The following is a 17,115-nucleotide window of genomic DNA, read 5'->3' as shown; positions in this document are numbered from 1 at the left end:
AGTTTTTGAGTGTCGCCTTTTTTCAAAAAGGCGGCGTCTTCTGAAGCTTTTTGGAAAAAGCTTCACCAAAAACTTTTATAATTTCAGGATATTATTGAGCCTGGCTTTTCAAACAGCCCCTGAGCCAGATGTGCGCAGGCCAGTTCAGCGAGTTGCACCTGCGGGGCGTTGACATCAAGCACCATGACCACTTCCTCGTGCATGTCGGGTTCCTCCAGCGTGGCGAACTGACTGTCGAGCATGGCAACCGGCATGAAGTGGCCGGTACGCTGGTCAAGGCGGGGCATGATGTCTTCCTTGCTACCTTTCAGATAGACAAAGCAGACATCCGCGCTGTCAGCGCCGATCTGTCTGCGGTAACTGCGCTTGAGCGACGAGCACGTCACGATGCCGCATTGACCTGCATCACGCCATGACCGTATTCGGCCAGCGATAAGATCAAGCCATGGCGCACGATCCATATCGGTCAACGGAATGCCGTTGCTCATGCGGGCAATATTGGCGGGGGGATGCAGGTCGTCTCCTTCGATAAGGGGCCAGCCCATCCGTTCAGCCATCAGTTGGGCAAGTGTACTCTTGCCACAACCTGATACCCCCATAACAATCAGTACACACGGTCGTCCCGCCTCACCAAATCTATGTGAGAGTGAAACCGTATCCTGTGCAGTATCATACATGGCGTATCCCACCGAATATCATCATGAGAAAACAGTCAGCCCGGCTCTGTCGTAACCGGGAACGAAACAGAAAGTCATCGTTCCTAAACCGGTCGAACATGCCAGACATCCATATTCTGACAGCAAAGGGATAAATAAATCCAGTAAAATGGATGACATAAAGCCAGTTCCGTTTCAGGCAGACCATCATGTCAGCAATCGTGAAATTTTCTATTCCTTATTTATAAAGTAACCAGGACAAAATCCTGAAAGCAGGAAGGCTGCCCGGAGCGCAGCTCTTTCAGAGCCATAATCGACCTGTTTTTTGTAACATCCGGGAATTGTCTCACCCACTCCACATAAGAAAAAAGTATGTATTTTATAAATATGATCTCGGACTGGTTACAGAATCTGTATCTGTGATTTGAACCCCACAAACTCCACGTTCTTCAGATTTTTCTGTGCATTAGGGCGGAAATAGATCTGGAAGTCCGGAGCAAATACCACACCGCGCATGACATGAATCTGGTAATTTGTCTCAAATATGGTTTCGTGACCCTGGACACCCGTAGCATGGTTAGGTGCCGTTTTGGCGGGAACCATACTCAAGTCCAGCATATCCGTATCTGAAACACCAGGAGCAATTTTTACATAGGTCATGACAACACCAAAGGAATCATAAGGACGACTTCTGATAAAACCGCGATCCACAAATGCCACATAAGCTTCGTAATTACGCAATGATGTGCGCGGATCATTATAGATCACCCCACTCATTGCGGTCAGTCCACCTTCGGCATTGGAGTAGGAATGGTGAAGGACTTTCTGGTCAACTTCAAACCATGTACTCCATGTCTGCTGGTGATTACGGGCCGTCCTGCCAGAAAGAGCATAAGGGCGCCCCTGATCATCATAGTAATTGTCGGGGTTGGGGGCAGAGATTACCTGGCCGCCAATCTTATAATGTCCCGGCAGTTTATGCTGGTGCCCCAACAGAGGCTCCCAACCCAGCTCAACCGGCGCCAGCTGCCCTACAATATTGGATGAATTGAAATGAAAACCGGTGCGATGCTGGCTATTCGCGTAAATTCCACGTTCGGCAAAATAAACACCGGCCTGTATGTAAATGTAGCGCGATGGACGCCCACGGACACGAAAGCCCCATTCTCCAGCCGGATAGGACGTAATATACTGATTATCGATCGCGGCCTTGGGTCGCCCGCAGAAACCGTTGTTCTGAAAATTGCAGAACAGCGAACTGGCACTGAATTCACTCATTTCAGTCAGTCTTCCGCCAGCAATACTGACGCGGCCACCCAGCAGGTTTTCTTCCCCATATGCCGTAACCAGATGAACAACTACATTGCCCCCTCCTCCATATATTTCTGATGAGTGTGCAAGCCAGTCTCCCATCATACGGTTGGCAGTCGTACCATAACGACTGGTGAAAAGCGCATGGGTGGCAAAACCTTTCAGGCCGATGATCTTTTCCCAATTGATATGAAGGGCGGTATTCATCTGCCCTGCGTTACTTGATCCCTGCTTGTAATTCGAATAACCGGGCGTCGGCTTTGAAATGGCGGCCGTGTATTCATTTGTGTTATCCATTGTCAATGCAATGCCACGTGCACGCAGCCATGATGTCATGCCGAACGGGTCCGTAAACAGGGCTTCCGGCCGGGAAAACGGCGGAACCACAGGCCCGTGTGACGGATGGGCCATGAGCGGCGTTGCCACACGTAGCCTGGCGTCACTGTTTGAGTTGTCCTGAAAAGTCTGCGCCGCTGCCTGGCCGCACTGCATCATCCCCACGATGATGATGATCAGGGCTTCCGTTGTAAAAACCTGTTTGAGACGGCGGAATGTTATAATAACCGTCAATAACGCACGCATCCATCCTGTTCCATTTGAATTTTTCATGAATAAATACTCAGTTTTTGAATATTTATTTATTAAATTCATAAATATAGATGCATGAAGCATGCCCGCCATCTGGGATGTCTTCAGTTTATGATAGATACGCCCGGCTACGGGGCGTATCTCACACGAGCAGTACGTCGGCTCAGATCACGGCAGTCAGCAGTGCCTGATCCGCAAAATGGGCCGCAAGATTTTTTACGACCAGATCCCCCATGGCCAGCCGCGTCTCAACAGTTGCGCTAGCACGATGCGGCTGCAGTACCACGCGGGCGGAATGACGGAGCGGCGCAGGCACGTCGGGTTCATGCTCGAACACATCCAACGCCGCACCACCGAGTGTTCCCGCGTCAAGCACCTGTATCAGCGCCTGTTCATCCACAACCGAACCACGGGCAACATTGACCAGAAAACCATCAGGCCCCAGCGCTTCCATAACCTCCCGGTTGACCAGATGCCGTGATCCCCCACCACCCGATGCCGCAATGACCAGAATTTCACTGTTCCGCGCCAATGTCAGCAGATCAGGTACAAAAGCATAATCCTTCAGTTCAAAATCCCGCAGGTCAGTATAGGATACAGGCATGGCAAAAGCCTGGGCGCGGTGCGCAATCGCACGCCCGACCCGGCCCATGCCTATGATCCCGAGTTTCTTGCCGGTGACCTTGCGCCCGAGCGGCAGGGCAGGTTGATCGCCCCATGCTCCGTCACGGACATACCGGTCCCCTCCGGGCAGCCCGCGCAGAAGCGACAGGACAAGCCCGATGGCCATATCCGCCACATCATCAGTCAAGACGCCCGGCGTAGTGGTAACATGGATATTACGCTCCCTGGCCTGTTTCAGATTTACGGCATCCGTGCCAATTCCGTTTATGGCTATGATTTCAAGGGCGGGCAGACTGTTCATGACGGCCTGTGGCACACCGGTGGCGCCCCCCGTCGCAATGCCGCGTATATTGGCCGCAATATCCTTCAATTGCGCAACCGAGGTAAAACGATGCACGGTATAGGCCGCATCAAGCTGCCTTTCAATTTCGGGCATCATGGGTTCAATCAGCAGAATTTCGGGTTTCATAATATCAGGATTCCAGTTCAGGAAAGATGGGCATGCACGCTGCCAATACCGGGAAAGCAGGCCATGACTTCGGTATCATGCCCAACAAAAATCGTTCCGGTTGTCGAACCGGTTGTAACAACACTGCCAGCCCAGATACCAATTTCCCGCCGCGAGGCATGGTTGGCCAGCCACACCAGCAGGCGCAGGGGATCGCCTGCGGAATTGCCACCAGCATGATCGGCCACACTCTGGTTATTGATGGACAGGTTCACCTGTTGCATCACCGGCGTGAACTGACGCCATTGCGTCACGCCGTGCCCCACGATCAGGGCGCCATGGCTCTGCTGGTCCGCCGTATGCAGAAGCCTGTGCTGTGAACCGGGTTTTTCAAAACGGCTGTCCAGAATCTCGATGGCTGGATGGATTGTGCCGATGGCGTCGAGCACCTCGTCGCGGGCCCATTCCTCAGCACGCGGTGGCAGGGCACGATCGAACCGATAGACAATTTCGGCTTCCACGCCCCGGTGGCGGCAGAGGTCGGCCGGAATGTCAGCGCCATCGCTGAACACGGTGGCGGCGTGGATGGGCGCGCAGAACGGTTCTGAATCAGGGGTTTCCGATCCGACCTTCCATCCTGCGATCGGCCCGAGATGACGCCCAACCTCATCCTGTATGGCATAAGCTTCCTCAATGGAGCGTGGAATCAGGCTGTCAGGCACCTGGGCGGGAGGTGTTGCCGTTCCATTCCGCACGGATTGCAGCAGGTGCGCGACATCAGATGACATGACAAAGTTCATGTACAAATTCCCCATAATGAAATAAATTTTAACTATAGAATATCATGTTGCTCAACGAGATCACGATCACGACATTCCGGAATAATAAAAGTCGTTCCGATGGTAATACCGGCAAGAAATATGACATAGACCGAAATGGGCAGCCATGACATCTGGCCTGGATGCACCGCGTGCGGGGAAAAGGTCGCAATCCACCTGATGATGCACGAACCGACCAGCGGGGTCAGGCCACCGCCAATAACCGCCGAGACTTCACGCGACATCGACACGGCCATGTAACGGTGCCGGGCGCCAAACATTTCGGGTAGCATTGCGGCCTGCGTTCCGAACATGCCCCACGTGGTCACACCCAGCGCCACGGACAGGCCAATGACAGCCAGCAGGGGGCGCCCGGTGCTGAAGGCATACCATACCGGCAGCGCCGTTACGGCCTGCAGGATTGCAAAGGTGCGGTATGTCCTTATCCGTCCGAACCTGTCGCTCAGCATGCCTGCTGCGGGCACGGTAAAGCCACCGATGACGGCAGCCGTGATCAGCGATGTGGTTCCCCACAGCCCGGGCAGGCCCATCGTATTGACAAGATAGCTGACCGCCAGCACCTGATAGATGGACGAACCGCCATTTTCAGCCATTCTTACGCCAATTCCCGCCAGGATCGTGCGCCCTGAACTCCGCAGGAGAGAACCAAGCGACTCACGCTCTTCCGCCACCTCGCGCTGAATGATCTCGAACGTGGGGGATTCCTTGAGTTTCAGCCTCATGTAAAGCGCAACCACCAGAATTACGGCGCTCACCAGAAACGGCAGCCGCCATACCCATGAATGGGTGATGTCCGTCACCCCGAACAGCAGGCTGCAATAGACCAGTGCCGCGATGATCGTGCCGATCTGGATGCCCAGGAACGGCAGCGAGGCGTAAAAGCCGCGCTGACCGGGCGGAGCGTATTCCGTCATCATCACGGCAGCACCCGCCTGCTCTGCTCCTGCTCCAAGCCCTTGGAGCATTCTGGCCGTAATCAGCAGGATGGGTGCCCATATCCCTATTGCCTGATAGGTGGGAATCAGTCCGATGGCCGTGCTGGAAAGCCCCATCAGGGTTACCGTCATCAGCAGAACCCTTTTGCGGCCGATATGATCCCCAAGCCGGCCAAAAACGATTCCGCCTATGGGCCGCACGGCAAATCCGACAAAATAGGTGGCAAAGCTGGCGATAAGGCTGGTGACCGGCGTGGCCGAGGGAAAGAAAAGTGGACCGAAGACCAGTGCCGAGGCCAGGCTGTAGAGTGCGAAATCATAATATTCCAGCGCACTTCCCAACGAGCATGTCCATGCCGCGCGACGCAGTTCGCTTACCGTCAGGGCAAGGCGGACCGGGGGGGACATTATCCGGCCATTTGCGCCGATGGCCCCGAATGCTGCTTGTGTCATGGGATTTCCACTTCGACCTGACGGCCCGTAAGGGCCGATTCACGAATGGCCAGCGCTATGGCCAGGGCAGCAAGGCCATCTTCGCCGGTTGCGGCGGGTTGCCCCGTGCCACGCACCGCATTGCTGAATGCAGCAAGTGCGTGGTGATAGAGATTGTGATGGTGAACCGGTATTTCCCTTTCACCATCGGCATGACGCATGAACAGTCGCCCCGCGGCCCGCTGGCTCATGCAGTCCCGACCGATCAGCACGCCGTGGCTGCCATAGAACTCGACCCCGCCTTCAGAGAAGGGAACGGTATAGGAACCATGGATCTGCACCAGCACGTCACCGGGAAAGCGCATGACAACCATGATGCCGTCCTCCACGCCATCATGGGCAAGACGACCGCTCTGCGTCATGGCCATGACATGCGTCGGATTGCTCCCGATCAGGAAGCGCAGCGTGTCGATGTCATGGATCGTGCTGTCGAGTATCAGCCCACCCCCGTTAGGGTCGTTGATACGCCACCCCTGCAGGGCCTGAGGCAGGAAATTGGCATGAAAGACCCGCACGGCATTGAGCCGTCCGATCTCCCCCGCTGCCAGAAGCTGCCGCAGTTTCTGGTGCATGGCATTGCAGCGCAGGTGGTGGTTGACCCCCAGAACCACGCCTGCATCATGGCAGGCGGTCATCATTTTCCGGGCGTCATCCACACTCAGGGCAACCGGTTTTTCACACAGGATATTTTTTCCGGCGCTGGCTGCAGCAAGTGTCTGGCTACAATGAAACTGGTTGGCAGTACTGATATACACGGCATCCACGTTCCCGTCTGACAGGATCGCGTCGATATCCGTTGTATGGGCAGGGATGCCGTTTTCCGTTGCAAACCGGGCGCCTCGCTCTTCATTCGAACTCAGCACATTCAGGATCTGACTGTCTGGCTGCGCACGAATGGCATCGACAATCCACTGCCGGGCAACATTGCTTGCGCCAATCAGGGCCCAACCGATAGGGCTGTTCATTGGATAATCAGGGACAATTGCAGGCCCTCTCCATAATAGACACGCCTGCCCCCGCAGGGAGCGTGTCTTGTGTCATCAGATATGGAAAAAAACTGAACGTTGGATTTTTATTTATTTTTTATTTCAGAGCATCAGTAACAGGTGATGCTTGACTGAAAACGCTGCCCCATCGGGCCAGTTTTGTCAGGCTGAAAACAAAATCGTGAGCATGCCGGCTCCGATCAGATATTCCGGGGCTGAAGGCCATCACCGATGGTCGGTAATGGTGCCCCCTTTTGCCAGCACGCTGATCACAAGCGCGCTCTGCCCCGCATTCCATGCCATATTGAGGAGACTGTAAGGAATTTCTTCGTTGCCCTGTGGCGCCAGCATTTCCATTGCGTAGCGGGTCAGGCGGCTGTACTGCCCTACCGTATATGTCACGCCGCGCTCCCGGCCCGGCCTGCGCGATGGATAGAGCACAAACAGCGGATCATCCGAAAACATGACTGCAGGAGGAAAATCAGGCTCGTACCAATCCACAACCGCATCATAGCGATGATCGCGGCCCGGCTTCATCGGCAGGCCTGCCCCGGCAGGTGCCACGACCAGAACCAGTTGCACCTGGCAACGCGAACCCGCACCAAGCAGGGCGCTGTCCAGTCTGGCCTTTAGTGATGTTTCATGCCCTGTCAGAACGACAGCAGCGCCACATTGCACCAGCCGTTCACCCAGAGATGGAACATCGGACACCCCGGCCAGCACGACATGCACCGCACCAATACGGATGCAGGCCAGTACTGCAACTATACTTTCCATCATCAATGGCATATGGATCGCAACCGTGTCACCACGCTGCACGCCCTGATCCAGCAGGGCGTTGGCAAGACGGCAGACTTCCTCATGCAGCGCCTGATAGGAAACCCGTTCCTCCGGTCGTGCGCCCGATCCTGTCCAGACCATCGCCGCCTTGTCCGCATGATCGCCCAGATGGCGGTCAATGCACAGGGCGGAGATATTCAGCATGGGAGAAACATGGTGTGGCAGCGGATCGAAAGGCAGCGAGGCCGCGTCATCGGCCGGTTGCATATAATGCTGCCGCGCATCGATGGCAGGCAGAACGAACACATCGTCATAAACCCTGCTGGTCATGGACCTGTTCCCCGTCGTTTAACTGCTCCGGCACGCTTAACGCACGATGCAGCGATAAATTAAAAGAGAGGCGACGCGTAATTTACGCGAAAAAAACACAATGACGGGCGCGTGCCCACCTGCCGGACAGTCAGCCCGCGCCAGAGCCAAAACCCGAGCCGGCACACTGTCCGTTCCACGACAAAGCTGCTGTGTGTATGGGGCTGCGCCCGGTCATGGCATTTCATAAGCGATGCTCTTGTTTGCTTTTGTTACCACGAACTGTGACAAATCCCGGTTGCGGGCGGAAGATGTTTTGCCGTTTAAAGGGGCAAACGCCGCGCCGCGAATTGCAAAGATTGCGAAGATGAGAAAAGCCGCCACCAAAATCTTTACCGGGTCACGCATCCGTCATCAACGCAACCGTGTGAGCATGACACAGAGCGCGCTCGCACTGCGCCTTGGCATATCGGCCAGTTACCTGAACCAGATCGAACACGACATACGCCCCCTGCCCCTGCCTCTGCTCGATGCCCTGTGTGACATATTTTCGGTAGGGGCGGATTATTTCAGTGATACTGAAGAAACACGTGGCATACAGGCACTGCGTGAAATACTGACCGACCCCGTATTCGATACGAACGCCATCAGGCTGGACAGCATTCAGGCTGCCATGCGTGCAGCACCTGACCTTTGCGCAGAGTTTGTCCGGCTCTATCGTGCCTATCTGCTACGGCAGGAACATACTGCGGCACCACTGGTTGGCGCGGCCGCACCATCCCATGATGCCCCGGATCGGGTGGAGCCTTACGAGGCCGTCAATGACTGGGTGCAGTTGCAGCGCAACTATTTTGATGAAGTCGACCGCACGGCCGAACGCCAGTTCGAGATGATGCGACTGGATGAAGGAAGCCCCCGGGAACAGCTTACCCGCTACCTTCTGGACCACCATGGCATACGCACGGAAACCGATCTCAGCCTGGGGCAACGGGGCCTGATGTGGCGGATGGACCGACGGGCCCGCACCATATTCCTTTCCCGCATCCTGCCCGCAGAGAGCAGCACGTTCTGGATGGCGCAGGCGCTGGGGCAGATCGAGCATCAGGCCGTGTTTGCACGTACCATCCGTCGTTCCCGCCTGCGCGAAAGTGAGGCGCGCGGACTGGCGCGCGTGTATCTGACCAATTATTTTGCCGGAGCGCTGCTTCTGCCTTATGAGCGCTTTCGGGTTACCGCACGTGAGGTCCGCCATGACCTGGAACGGTTGCAACGCCATTTCGGGGTCAGTTTCGAACAGGCATGCCATCGGCTCAGCACCATGCAGCGCCCGGGGAGCCAGGGCATACCCTTTTACTTTCTCAAAACGGATATTGCCGGCAATATCCTCAAGAGTTTCAGTGCAAACCGCTTTACTCAGTCCCGCTTTGGCGGCCCGTGCCCGTTATGGAACATTTTCCGTGCATTCAGCACGCCCCAGCAGGTCCAGGTCCAGCTTTCACAGACTACCGATGGTGCCCTCTATCTCAATATAGCCCGCACTGTCGGGCGCAGCAGCATATCCTACCTTGACCGCCCCCGTCTGACCGCCGTGGTTCTGGGCTGTTCCATTACCGATGCCGAACACCTTGTCTATTCCGCGGGACTGGATCTGAATGATCCGCGGATGATCATTCCCATCGGGCCGGGATGCCGTGCATGCACCCGCGAAGACTGCCATCACCGTGCCCTGCCCATGGTTGGCCACCGAGTTGATATCAACAATGAAGGACGCGGCATCGCCCCCTATCGCACGGCCTTATAAGAACAGGTACCGCCTTTGCCATGCCGCCATGTAACCGCTCCACCCGGCAGGGTGCAGGTGGTGCGGACGGGATGGTAACAGACATCATCCTTTTCATGTCGGCAACCAGACCCTCTGCTGCCTCGTTAGGGTGAGCACGCGCTTATCTTTTGCCATGCACTGCCCAGAACCGTCATGCCGGTTCAACAAAACCCTGTAAATGGCCCGCCGTGCCTGCGCAGCGGTGGCCCTGTTACAGGCAGGGAGCATCCTGAACGTGTACACTGAAGCAAATCATATAAACATCGGTTCCTGCCTGACCGAAGCACTGGTTATCCATGCACCGCATGACCTGAGGCTGGACCCCACCCCCCTGCCTCAACCCGGCCCCGATGAAGTGCGGATGAATATGGTCTGGGGCGGCATATGCGGTTCGGACCTGCATTATTTTGCCCATGGGGGTGTCGGAGCATCCGTGCTGCATACCCCCATGGTTCTTGGGCATGAAGTCTCGGGCACCATTGATGCGCTGGGCTGCGATGTAAAAGGTTTTTCCGCAGGCCAGGCCGTGGCCATTCATCCAGCTCAGCCCTGTGGTCACTGCCCCGAATGCGCGCGCGAACAGCGCAACCTGTGTCGCAACATGCGTTTTCTGGGAAGTGCAGCACGTAATCCCCATACCGACGGCGGCTTCCGTCGGGCAATGACGGTCAAGGCGACACAGCTCCATTCCCTTCCTCCCGGCCTGACGCTCCGCCGGGCCTGCCTTGCCGAACCGTTATCCGTGGCCCTCCATGCCATTGCGCGCGCGGGCGATATGCGCGGACGTAGCGTGATGGTGCAGGGGGCCGGACCAATCGGGCTGTTAATCGTGGCGGGACTGGTACATCACGGAGCAAAACGGATTGTGGCAACCGACCTGGAGGATTTTCCACTCCAGTGCGCAACCCGGCTGGGCGCAAGCCGGTGCTACAATACCCGTCATACCGTGGTGGAGGAAGAATTTGATATCCTGTTTGAAGCCACAGGCGTGCCAGCCGCCCTGCCTGCGGCCATAGCCCGCACACGCCACGGCGGCATACTGGTGCAGGTTGGCATGTTCCCGCCGGGAGACATAGCTGTGCCGATTGCCCAGATCATCAGCCGTGAACTTGATTTCAGGGGCACGTTCCGGTTCGATACGGAATTCGATGCAGCCCTTGCCTTACTGGCTGAACGGCCTGAAATTGCCGATATTCTGGTCACCCAGCAGTTTCCCCTGAGCGACTTTGCCGCAGCCTTTGCGCTGGCGCCAGACCGCAGGCAGGCAGCCAAGATCCTGCTATCCCTGAACAGTTGAAAGGACGATACCCATTTCCGCCTGACCTTACTGGCGGAAATGGACAAAACGCCCCGCTTCCGTTTACACGGAAGCGGTTATGCCCCCGTCAACCATGAGCACGTGCCCGTTGACAAAACTTGAGGCATCGGAAGACAGGAAGACAGCCGCCCCGACCAGTTCCTCCACATTCCCCCACCGACCGGCAGGTGTGCGCTGGCACAGCCACTGGGTAAAGGCTTGGTCCGCCACAAGCTTTTCATTCATTTCCGTTTTAAAATAGCCCGGCGCAAGCCCGTTGACCTGCAGGCCATGACGGGCCCAGTCCGTTGCCATGCCCTTGGTCAGGTTTTTGACCGCCCCTTTGGTTGCGGTATAAGGCGCGATGCCCGGTCGTGCCAGTTCGCTCTGCACCGAACAGATATTGACGATCTTTCCCCGCCCACGCGGCAGCATATGTTTTGCTACGGCCTGCCCGACAAAGAAAACGGCGTTAAGGTTCGTGGCGATCAGGGCATCCCAGTCCGTCCGGCTGAACTGGTCCAGCGGTGCACGGCGCTGGATACCCGCATTGTTGATCAGGATATCAATTGGCCCGCATTTGGCCTCTATCTTTTCAACCCCCGCAATGACGGCATCCTGATCAGTCACGTCAAAGGGTGCAATCGCGGCATCCACGCCTTCACGTTCCAGCATGGCGCGGGCAGCCTCCAGCGGTTCGGGATGGCGGCCATTCAGCACAATTTTTGCCCCATGTCGGCCAAGGCCACGCGCCAGGGTCAGGCCAATGCCACGGGAGGCTCCGGTCACAAGCGCCCGCCTTCCGGCAAGTGAAAAAAGGGTATCGTCCCGCATGACAATGTCCGTTTGTGTTATCAGGACTTTGATCATAGCAAGAGCGCGCGCCAACATGCTTACACGTCTGCGCGTGCGGCAGTGAACTGCCCCGGGTTTGCCGGAGAGTAAAACTCTCGGAGGATGAACCCTATGGTAGAGAAGAAGAAGGCATCGCGTTATTCACCTGAGTTCCGTGAGCGCGCCGTGCGCCTTCTGGACGAACATCGATCGGATTACCCGAGCATTTCGGCAGCCTGTCGGGAGATTGGTGGCAAGCTTGGCTGTTCGGGAGACAGCCTGCACGACTGGTGGAAGCAGGCGCGGCGAGATGTTGGTGCACAACCGGGACCGACCACAGCCGAGACGGCACGGATCAAGGCATTGGAGCGTGAGGTTCGTGAACTGCGTCAGGCCAATGAGATCCTCAAGAAAGCTTCGGCTTATTTTGCGCAGGCGGAGCTCGACCGCCCGTTTCGCAAATGATCGCGTTTATTGAAGCCTGTCGTACCGATTATGGGGTCGAGCCAATCTGTCGCGTTCTGCCGATTGCCCCTTCCACGTTTTATCATCAGGCGGCCATAGCGAGAGATCCGGCCAGAGCCAGCATACGAGCACAATGTGATAGGGATCTGATGGCGCATATCCGTCGGATCTGGCACGACAACCGTAATGTTTATGGTGCGCGCAAAGTCTTGCACAGCCTGCAGCGCGAAGGACGGAAGGTCGCGCGCTGCACTGTCGAGCGCCTGATGCGGCAGATGGGCCTGAAGGGGGTGATCCGGGGCAGGAAGGTCATCACGACCCGTCCGGATACGGCGCGTCCCTGTCCCGATGACAGGGTCAACCGGCAGTTCCGGGCCGAGGTTCCCAACCAGCTCCGGGTCTCGGACTTCACCTATGTCCAGACCCGGAATGGCATGGTCTATGTGGCGTTTGTCATTGATGTATTCGCCCGCAGGATCGTGGGCTGGAAGGTCTCGACCTCCATGACCACCCAGTTCGTGCTCGATGCCCTTGAACAGGCCATCTGGCAACGAAAGCCTGCAGGAAATAAGGTGCTGATCCATCATTCGGACCGTGGATCACAATATCTGTCGATCCGATATACCGAACGCCTGGCGCTGGCTGACATCGATGCCTCGGTCGGCACGGTCGGTGACAGTTATGATAATGCACTGGCGGAGACGATCAACGGTTTATACAAGGCCGAAGTTATCCATCATCTGGGGCCATGGAAATCCATGGCGCAGGTCGAATGGGAAACACTCAGATGGGTGGACTGGTATAATAATCGACGCCTATTGGCACCAATTGGCTACAGGCCTCCCGCCGAAGCCGAACGCGCCTTCTATGCAGATCAGAGCAGACTTGATATCGCAGCCTGAGCGCTGAACAAATCGCTCTCCGGTAAACCCGGGGCAGTTCAGTTCGGCCGTGCTGGTCAGCAGTTCCCCGACCGGCAGGCCGCAATGCCCTTCATCCATCGCCTCGCCAAGGGCGTAGGAGATCCCTGCCCGCACCCGGATCATGGCATCGGGCGCGATCCCCATCTTCCGGGCGATCTGGTCGGCGGTTTTGAATCCGATTCCCCGAATGTCCTTCGCCAGCCGATAGAGGTTCTCGCTGATCAGTCTGACCGCGTCCTGCCCGTAGGTCTTGAATATCCGCACCGCCCGCGAGGTGCCGACGCCATTGCTGTGCAGGAACAGCATGATCTCACGGATCACATTCTGGTCCGCCTAGCCAGCCACAATCCGCTCCGCGCGCTTCGGGCCGATGCCCGTCACTTTCCGGAGACGGCCGGGCTCCTGTTCAATCAGATCGAACACGGCCTCGCCGAACGCTTTCACCAGCTTCTTCGCATAGACGGGGCCGATGCCCCGGATCATGCCGGAACCGAGATAGCGTTCGATGCCCTCGACCGTAGTCGGCGGGCTGACCTTGAGAAACTCGGCCCTGAACTGGAGGCCGTGGGTGTGATCGTTGAACCAGCGGCCCGACATCTGCACGAACTCGCCCGCCGAGATCATGGCGGCATGGCCGACAACGGTGACCAGGTCGCGCTGCCCCCGCACCTTCACGCGCAGGACGCAGAAACCATTTTCGGCGTTGTGGAACGTCACCCGCTCCACGAGGCCGGCCAGCGCCTCGGACGACGCAGCCGCGCCGCTCAACGGGACTCTCCTGCCAGCGCGGAATCGAGAGGATCAGACACCATGATCCACCGTAACATGGGATCGCACCACTGACCGTCGCCGGGTTCCATCACACCCAACACGCGATCGTGAAACACCTGCGATCAGCCCAAACTACGCTGCATTTTCACTCCCATTTGCATCCTATGTGCATCCTACGACGGATTTGGGCACAAAAAAAGCCACCCTTAAGGGTGGCTTTTCTCTTGTCTTTTCAGACACTTATATATGGTTGCGGGGATAGGATTTGAACCTATGACCTTCAGGTTATGAGCCTGACGAGCTACCGGGCTGCTCCACCCCGCGGTTGTGGGGGAGACTGGAAGACCTGGCGGCGACCGACTTTCCCGTGCCTTAAGGCACAGTATCATGGGCGCTGGGGGTTTTCACGGCCGAGTTCGGGATGGGATCGGGTGGATCATTCCCCGCCATGGCCACCAGGTCATCCAGTCTCCCCGGTATGGGGTTGGACTGGAAGTGGATGGGTTGGTGTGTATGATTTTGTGTTGAGAGTGGATGACTGCTGTGCATGTGTGTTGCCCTTTTAAGGGGCCTTGGAATGAGCCTATTGGGCGATTAGGACCAGTCAGCTGCACGCATTACTGCGCTTCCACACCTGGCCTATTGACGTGATGGTCTATCACGGCCCTTGGGGAGACCTTGTTTTGAGGTGGGTTTCCCGCTTAGATGCTTTCAGCGGTTATCCCGTCCACACTTAGCTACCCGGCTGTGCCGCTGGCGCGACAACCGGTGCACCAGAGGTATGTTCATCCCGGTCCTCTCGTACTAGGGACAAATCCTCTCAAGTCTCCAACACCCACGGCAGATAGGGACCGAACTGTCTCACGACGTTCTAAACCCAGCTCACGTACCACTTTAATCGGCGAACAGCCGAACCCTTGGGACCTGCTCCAGCCCCAGGATGTGATGAGCCGACATCGAGGTGCCAAACCTCCCCGTCGATGTGGACTCTTGGGGGAGATCAGCCTGTTATCCCTAGAGTACCTTTTATCCGTTGAGCGATGGCCCTTCCACGCGGGACCACCGGATCACTATGGCCGACTTTCGTCTCTGATCGAGCTGTCACTCTCACAGTCAGGCGGGCTTATGCCATTGCACTCGACAGCCGGTTTCCGACCGGCCTGAGCCCACCATCGCGCGCCTCCGTTACACTTTGGGAGGCGACCGCCCCAGTCAAACTGCCCACCATGCAGGGTCCCGGACCTGGCTAACAGGCCTCGGTTAGACATCAGAAACAGTCAGGGTGGTATTTCAAGGATGGCTCCACCGGAACTGGCGCCCCGGTTTCAAAGCCTCCCACCTATCCTACACAGAATGTCTCTGATGCCACTGCAAAGCTGCAGTAAAGGTTCATAGGGTCTTTCCGTCTGACCGCGGGTACCCCGCATCTTCACGGGGAATTCAATTTCGCTGAGCCGATGCTGGAGACAGCGGGGAAGTCGTTACGCCATTCGTGCAGGTCGGAACTTACCCGACAAGGAATTTCGCTACCTTAGGACCGTTATAGTTACGGCCGCCGTTTACCGGGGCTTCAATTCGGTGCTTGCACACCTCCTCTTAACCTTCCGGCACCGGGCAGGCGTCAGGCCGTATACGTCGTCTCTCGACTTCGCACAGCCCTGTGTTTTTACTAAACAGTCGCTACCCCCTGGTCTGTGCCACCCGCCGATGGTTGCCCACTGACGGGTCTTGCTTATCCCGAAGTTACGCAAGTAATTTGCCTAGTTCCTTCAGCATCGTTCTCTCAAGCGCCTTGGTATTCTCTACCAGTCCACCTGTGTCGGTTTCGGGTACGGTCTATATGCCAGAGCTATTTCCTGGAATACTCCAAAAGCCGGATCAATCCGATAAGACCCGACAACATATTGTATTCGTCACTTCTGGCAGGCCCGGGAATATTTGCCCGGTTTCCATCGACTACGGCTTTCGCCCTCGCCTTAGGGGCCGGCTCACCCTGCGCGGATTAACCTTGCGCAGGAACCCTTGGACTTTCGGCGACAGTGTTTCTCGCACTGTTTGTCGCTACTCATGTCAGCATTCGCACTTCCGATATCTCCAGAGAGGGTCACCCCGTCTCCTTCACAGACCTACGGAACGCTCCGCTACCGCGCATTCATAGAATGCACCCACAGCTTCGGCACGTGGCTTGAGCCCCGTTACATTTTCGGCGCAAGGTTTCTATTAGACCAGTGAGCTATTACGCTTTCTTTAAAGGATGGCTGCTTCTAAGCCAACCTCCTGGTTGTTTTGGAATCCTCACATCCTTTCCCACTTAGCCACGATTTGGGGGCCTTAGCTGGTGGTCTGGGCTGTTTCCCTCTCGACAATGGACCTTAGCACCCACTGTCTGTCTGCCGAGCTCATACTTCCGGGTATTCGGAGTTTGGTTAGGTTTGGTAAGGCTTTGGGCCCCCCTAGCCCATCCAGTGCTCTACCCCCGGGGTAATACTCGACGGTCTACCTCAATAGATTTCGCGGAGAACCAGCTATTTCCGAGTTTGATTGGCCTTTCACCCCTAGCCACAGCTCATCCCCGACTTTTTCAACAGGCGTGGGTTCGGCCCTCCAGTGCGTGTTACCGCACCTTCAGCCTGGCCATGGCTAGATCACTCGGTTTCGGGTCTTCTGCCAGCAACTCGTCGCCCTGTTCAGACTCGCTTTCGCTGCGCCTACACCTAACGGCTTAAGCTTGCTGCAAACAGAAACTCGCTGACCCATTATACAAAAGGTACGCCGTCACCCCATAAGAGGCTCCGACTGCTTGTAGGCATTCGGTTTCAGGTCTATTTCACTCCCCTCGTCGGGGTGCTTTTCACCTTTCCCTCACGGTACTTGTTCACTATCGGTCACCAGGGAGTATTTAGGCTTGGAGGGTGGTCCCCCCATGTTCAGACAGGATTTCACGTGTCCCGCCCTACTCAAGGACTGTTCCTGACACTACGCATACGGGGCTATCACCCGCTCTGGCCGGACTTTCCATTCCGTTCTGCTTCTTC

12 protein-coding genes, 1 tRNA gene, 2 rRNA genes, 1 pseudogene and 1 other annotated feature (1 of these 17 cut by a window edge) are annotated in these 17,115 nt (G+C 56.6%); of the genes and pseudogenes, 3 read left to right on the top strand and 13 right to left on the bottom strand.

Annotated features, from left to right (window positions below):
• Positions 1-83: 83 nt before the first annotated feature.
• The 8 genes from FMA36_RS08855 to FMA36_RS19180 form a co-directional block, all read right to left on the bottom strand.
• Positions 84-677 carry a gluconokinase gene (locus tag FMA36_RS08855; protein WP_240906309.1) on the bottom strand — a complete coding sequence of 198 codons (594 nt, stop codon included), beginning with the start codon at positions 675-677 and terminating at the stop codon, positions 84-86.
• A gap of 381 nt (positions 678-1,058) precedes the next feature.
• Complete coding sequence (locus FMA36_RS08850; RefSeq protein WP_240906308.1) at positions 1,059-2,648, bottom strand: carbohydrate porin; 1,590 nt, start codon at positions 2,646-2,648, stop codon at positions 1,059-1,061.
• 70 nt (positions 2,649-2,718) lie between these two features.
• Positions 2,719-3,648, bottom strand: coding sequence for a 2-hydroxyacid dehydrogenase (locus FMA36_RS08845; RefSeq protein WP_159262029.1), 930 nt, complete (start codon positions 3,646-3,648; stop codon positions 2,719-2,721).
• A 17-nt stretch (positions 3,649-3,665) separates the two neighbouring features.
• Positions 3,666-4,415, bottom strand: coding sequence for a 2-keto-4-pentenoate hydratase (locus FMA36_RS08840; protein ID WP_240906307.1), 750 nt, complete (start codon positions 4,413-4,415; stop codon positions 3,666-3,668).
• 44 nt (positions 4,416-4,459) lie between these two features.
• Complete coding sequence (locus tag FMA36_RS08835; protein WP_159262027.1) at positions 4,460-5,854, bottom strand: MFS transporter; 1,395 nt, start codon at positions 5,852-5,854, stop codon at positions 4,460-4,462.
• Positions 5,851-6,858 carry a Gfo/Idh/MocA family protein gene (locus FMA36_RS08830; RefSeq protein WP_159262026.1) on the bottom strand — a complete coding sequence of 336 codons (1,008 nt, stop codon included), beginning with the start codon at positions 6,856-6,858 and terminating at the stop codon, positions 5,851-5,853. The genes FMA36_RS08835 and FMA36_RS08830 overlap by 4 nt, the downstream gene beginning before the upstream one ends.
• A 246-nt stretch (positions 6,859-7,104) precedes the next feature.
• Positions 7,105-7,989 carry an AMP-binding protein gene (locus FMA36_RS08825; RefSeq protein ID WP_159262025.1) on the bottom strand — a complete coding sequence of 295 codons (885 nt, stop codon included), beginning with the start codon at positions 7,987-7,989 and terminating at the stop codon, positions 7,105-7,107.
• A 213-nt stretch (positions 7,990-8,202) separates the two neighbouring features.
• Entirely contained in the window at positions 8,203-8,376 is a 174-nt protein-coding gene (locus FMA36_RS19180) for a hypothetical protein (protein WP_167517988.1), read from the bottom strand.
• On the opposite strand from FMA36_RS19180, the gene FMA36_RS08820 reads away from it, so the two are divergent.
• Complete coding sequence (locus FMA36_RS08820) at positions 8,336-9,769, top strand: helix-turn-helix domain-containing protein (protein ID WP_159262024.1); 1,434 nt, start codon at positions 8,336-8,338, stop codon at positions 9,767-9,769. The genes FMA36_RS19180 and FMA36_RS08820 overlap by 41 nt on opposite strands.
• A 256-nt stretch (positions 9,770-10,025) precedes the next feature.
• A complete protein-coding gene (locus FMA36_RS08815; RefSeq protein ID WP_206065053.1) occupies positions 10,026-11,087 on the top strand; it encodes an L-idonate 5-dehydrogenase in 1,062 nt (353 codons plus the stop codon).
• Between the two features lie 63 nt (positions 11,088-11,150).
• On the opposite strand, the gene FMA36_RS08810 is transcribed toward FMA36_RS08815, so the two are convergent.
• Entirely contained in the window at positions 11,151-11,957 is an 807-nt protein-coding gene (locus FMA36_RS08810) for an SDR family oxidoreductase (RefSeq protein WP_159263792.1), read from the bottom strand.
• A 96-nt stretch (positions 11,958-12,053) separates the two neighbouring features.
• On the opposite strand from FMA36_RS08810, the gene FMA36_RS08805 reads away from it, so the two are divergent.
• Positions 12,054-13,288, top strand: a protein-coding gene (locus FMA36_RS08805) for an IS3 family transposase (protein WP_159262022.1) whose coding sequence is annotated in 2 segments (ribosomal slippage) — positions 12,054-12,348 and positions 12,348-13,288 — 1,236 coding nt in all. Because the reading frame shifts where the segments join, the coding sequence is not laid out codon by codon here.
• Positions 12,341-12,457: a sequence feature (AL1L pseudoknot), on the top strand. It overlaps the preceding gene by 117 nt.
• A gap of 39 nt (positions 13,289-13,327) precedes the next feature.
• Here FMA36_RS08805 and FMA36_RS08800 read toward each other — a convergent pair.
• From FMA36_RS08800 to FMA36_RS08785, 4 genes and pseudogenes are all read right to left on the bottom strand, one after another.
• Positions 13,328-14,077 (bottom strand): annotated as a pseudogene (locus tag FMA36_RS08800) (helix-hairpin-helix domain-containing protein); the annotation flags it as partial.
• Between the two features lie 250 nt (positions 14,078-14,327).
• Positions 14,328-14,404, bottom strand: a tRNA-Met gene (locus tag FMA36_RS08795).
• Positions 14,405-14,424: 20 nt separating this feature from the next.
• Positions 14,425-14,540: ribosomal RNA gene (gene rrf / locus FMA36_RS08790) — 5S ribosomal RNA — on the bottom strand.
• Positions 14,541-14,654: 114 nt separating this feature from the next.
• Positions 14,655-17,115 (bottom strand): 23S ribosomal RNA (locus tag FMA36_RS08785); it runs 277 nt beyond the window's last position.

The organism is Komagataeibacter xylinus, assembly GCF_009834365.1.
Lineage (GTDB): Bacteria > Pseudomonadota > Alphaproteobacteria > Acetobacterales > Acetobacteraceae > Komagataeibacter > Komagataeibacter xylinus_D.
The sequence above is the reverse complement of the archived record's forward strand: the minus strand, read 5'-3'. Positions and strand labels throughout refer to the sequence as shown.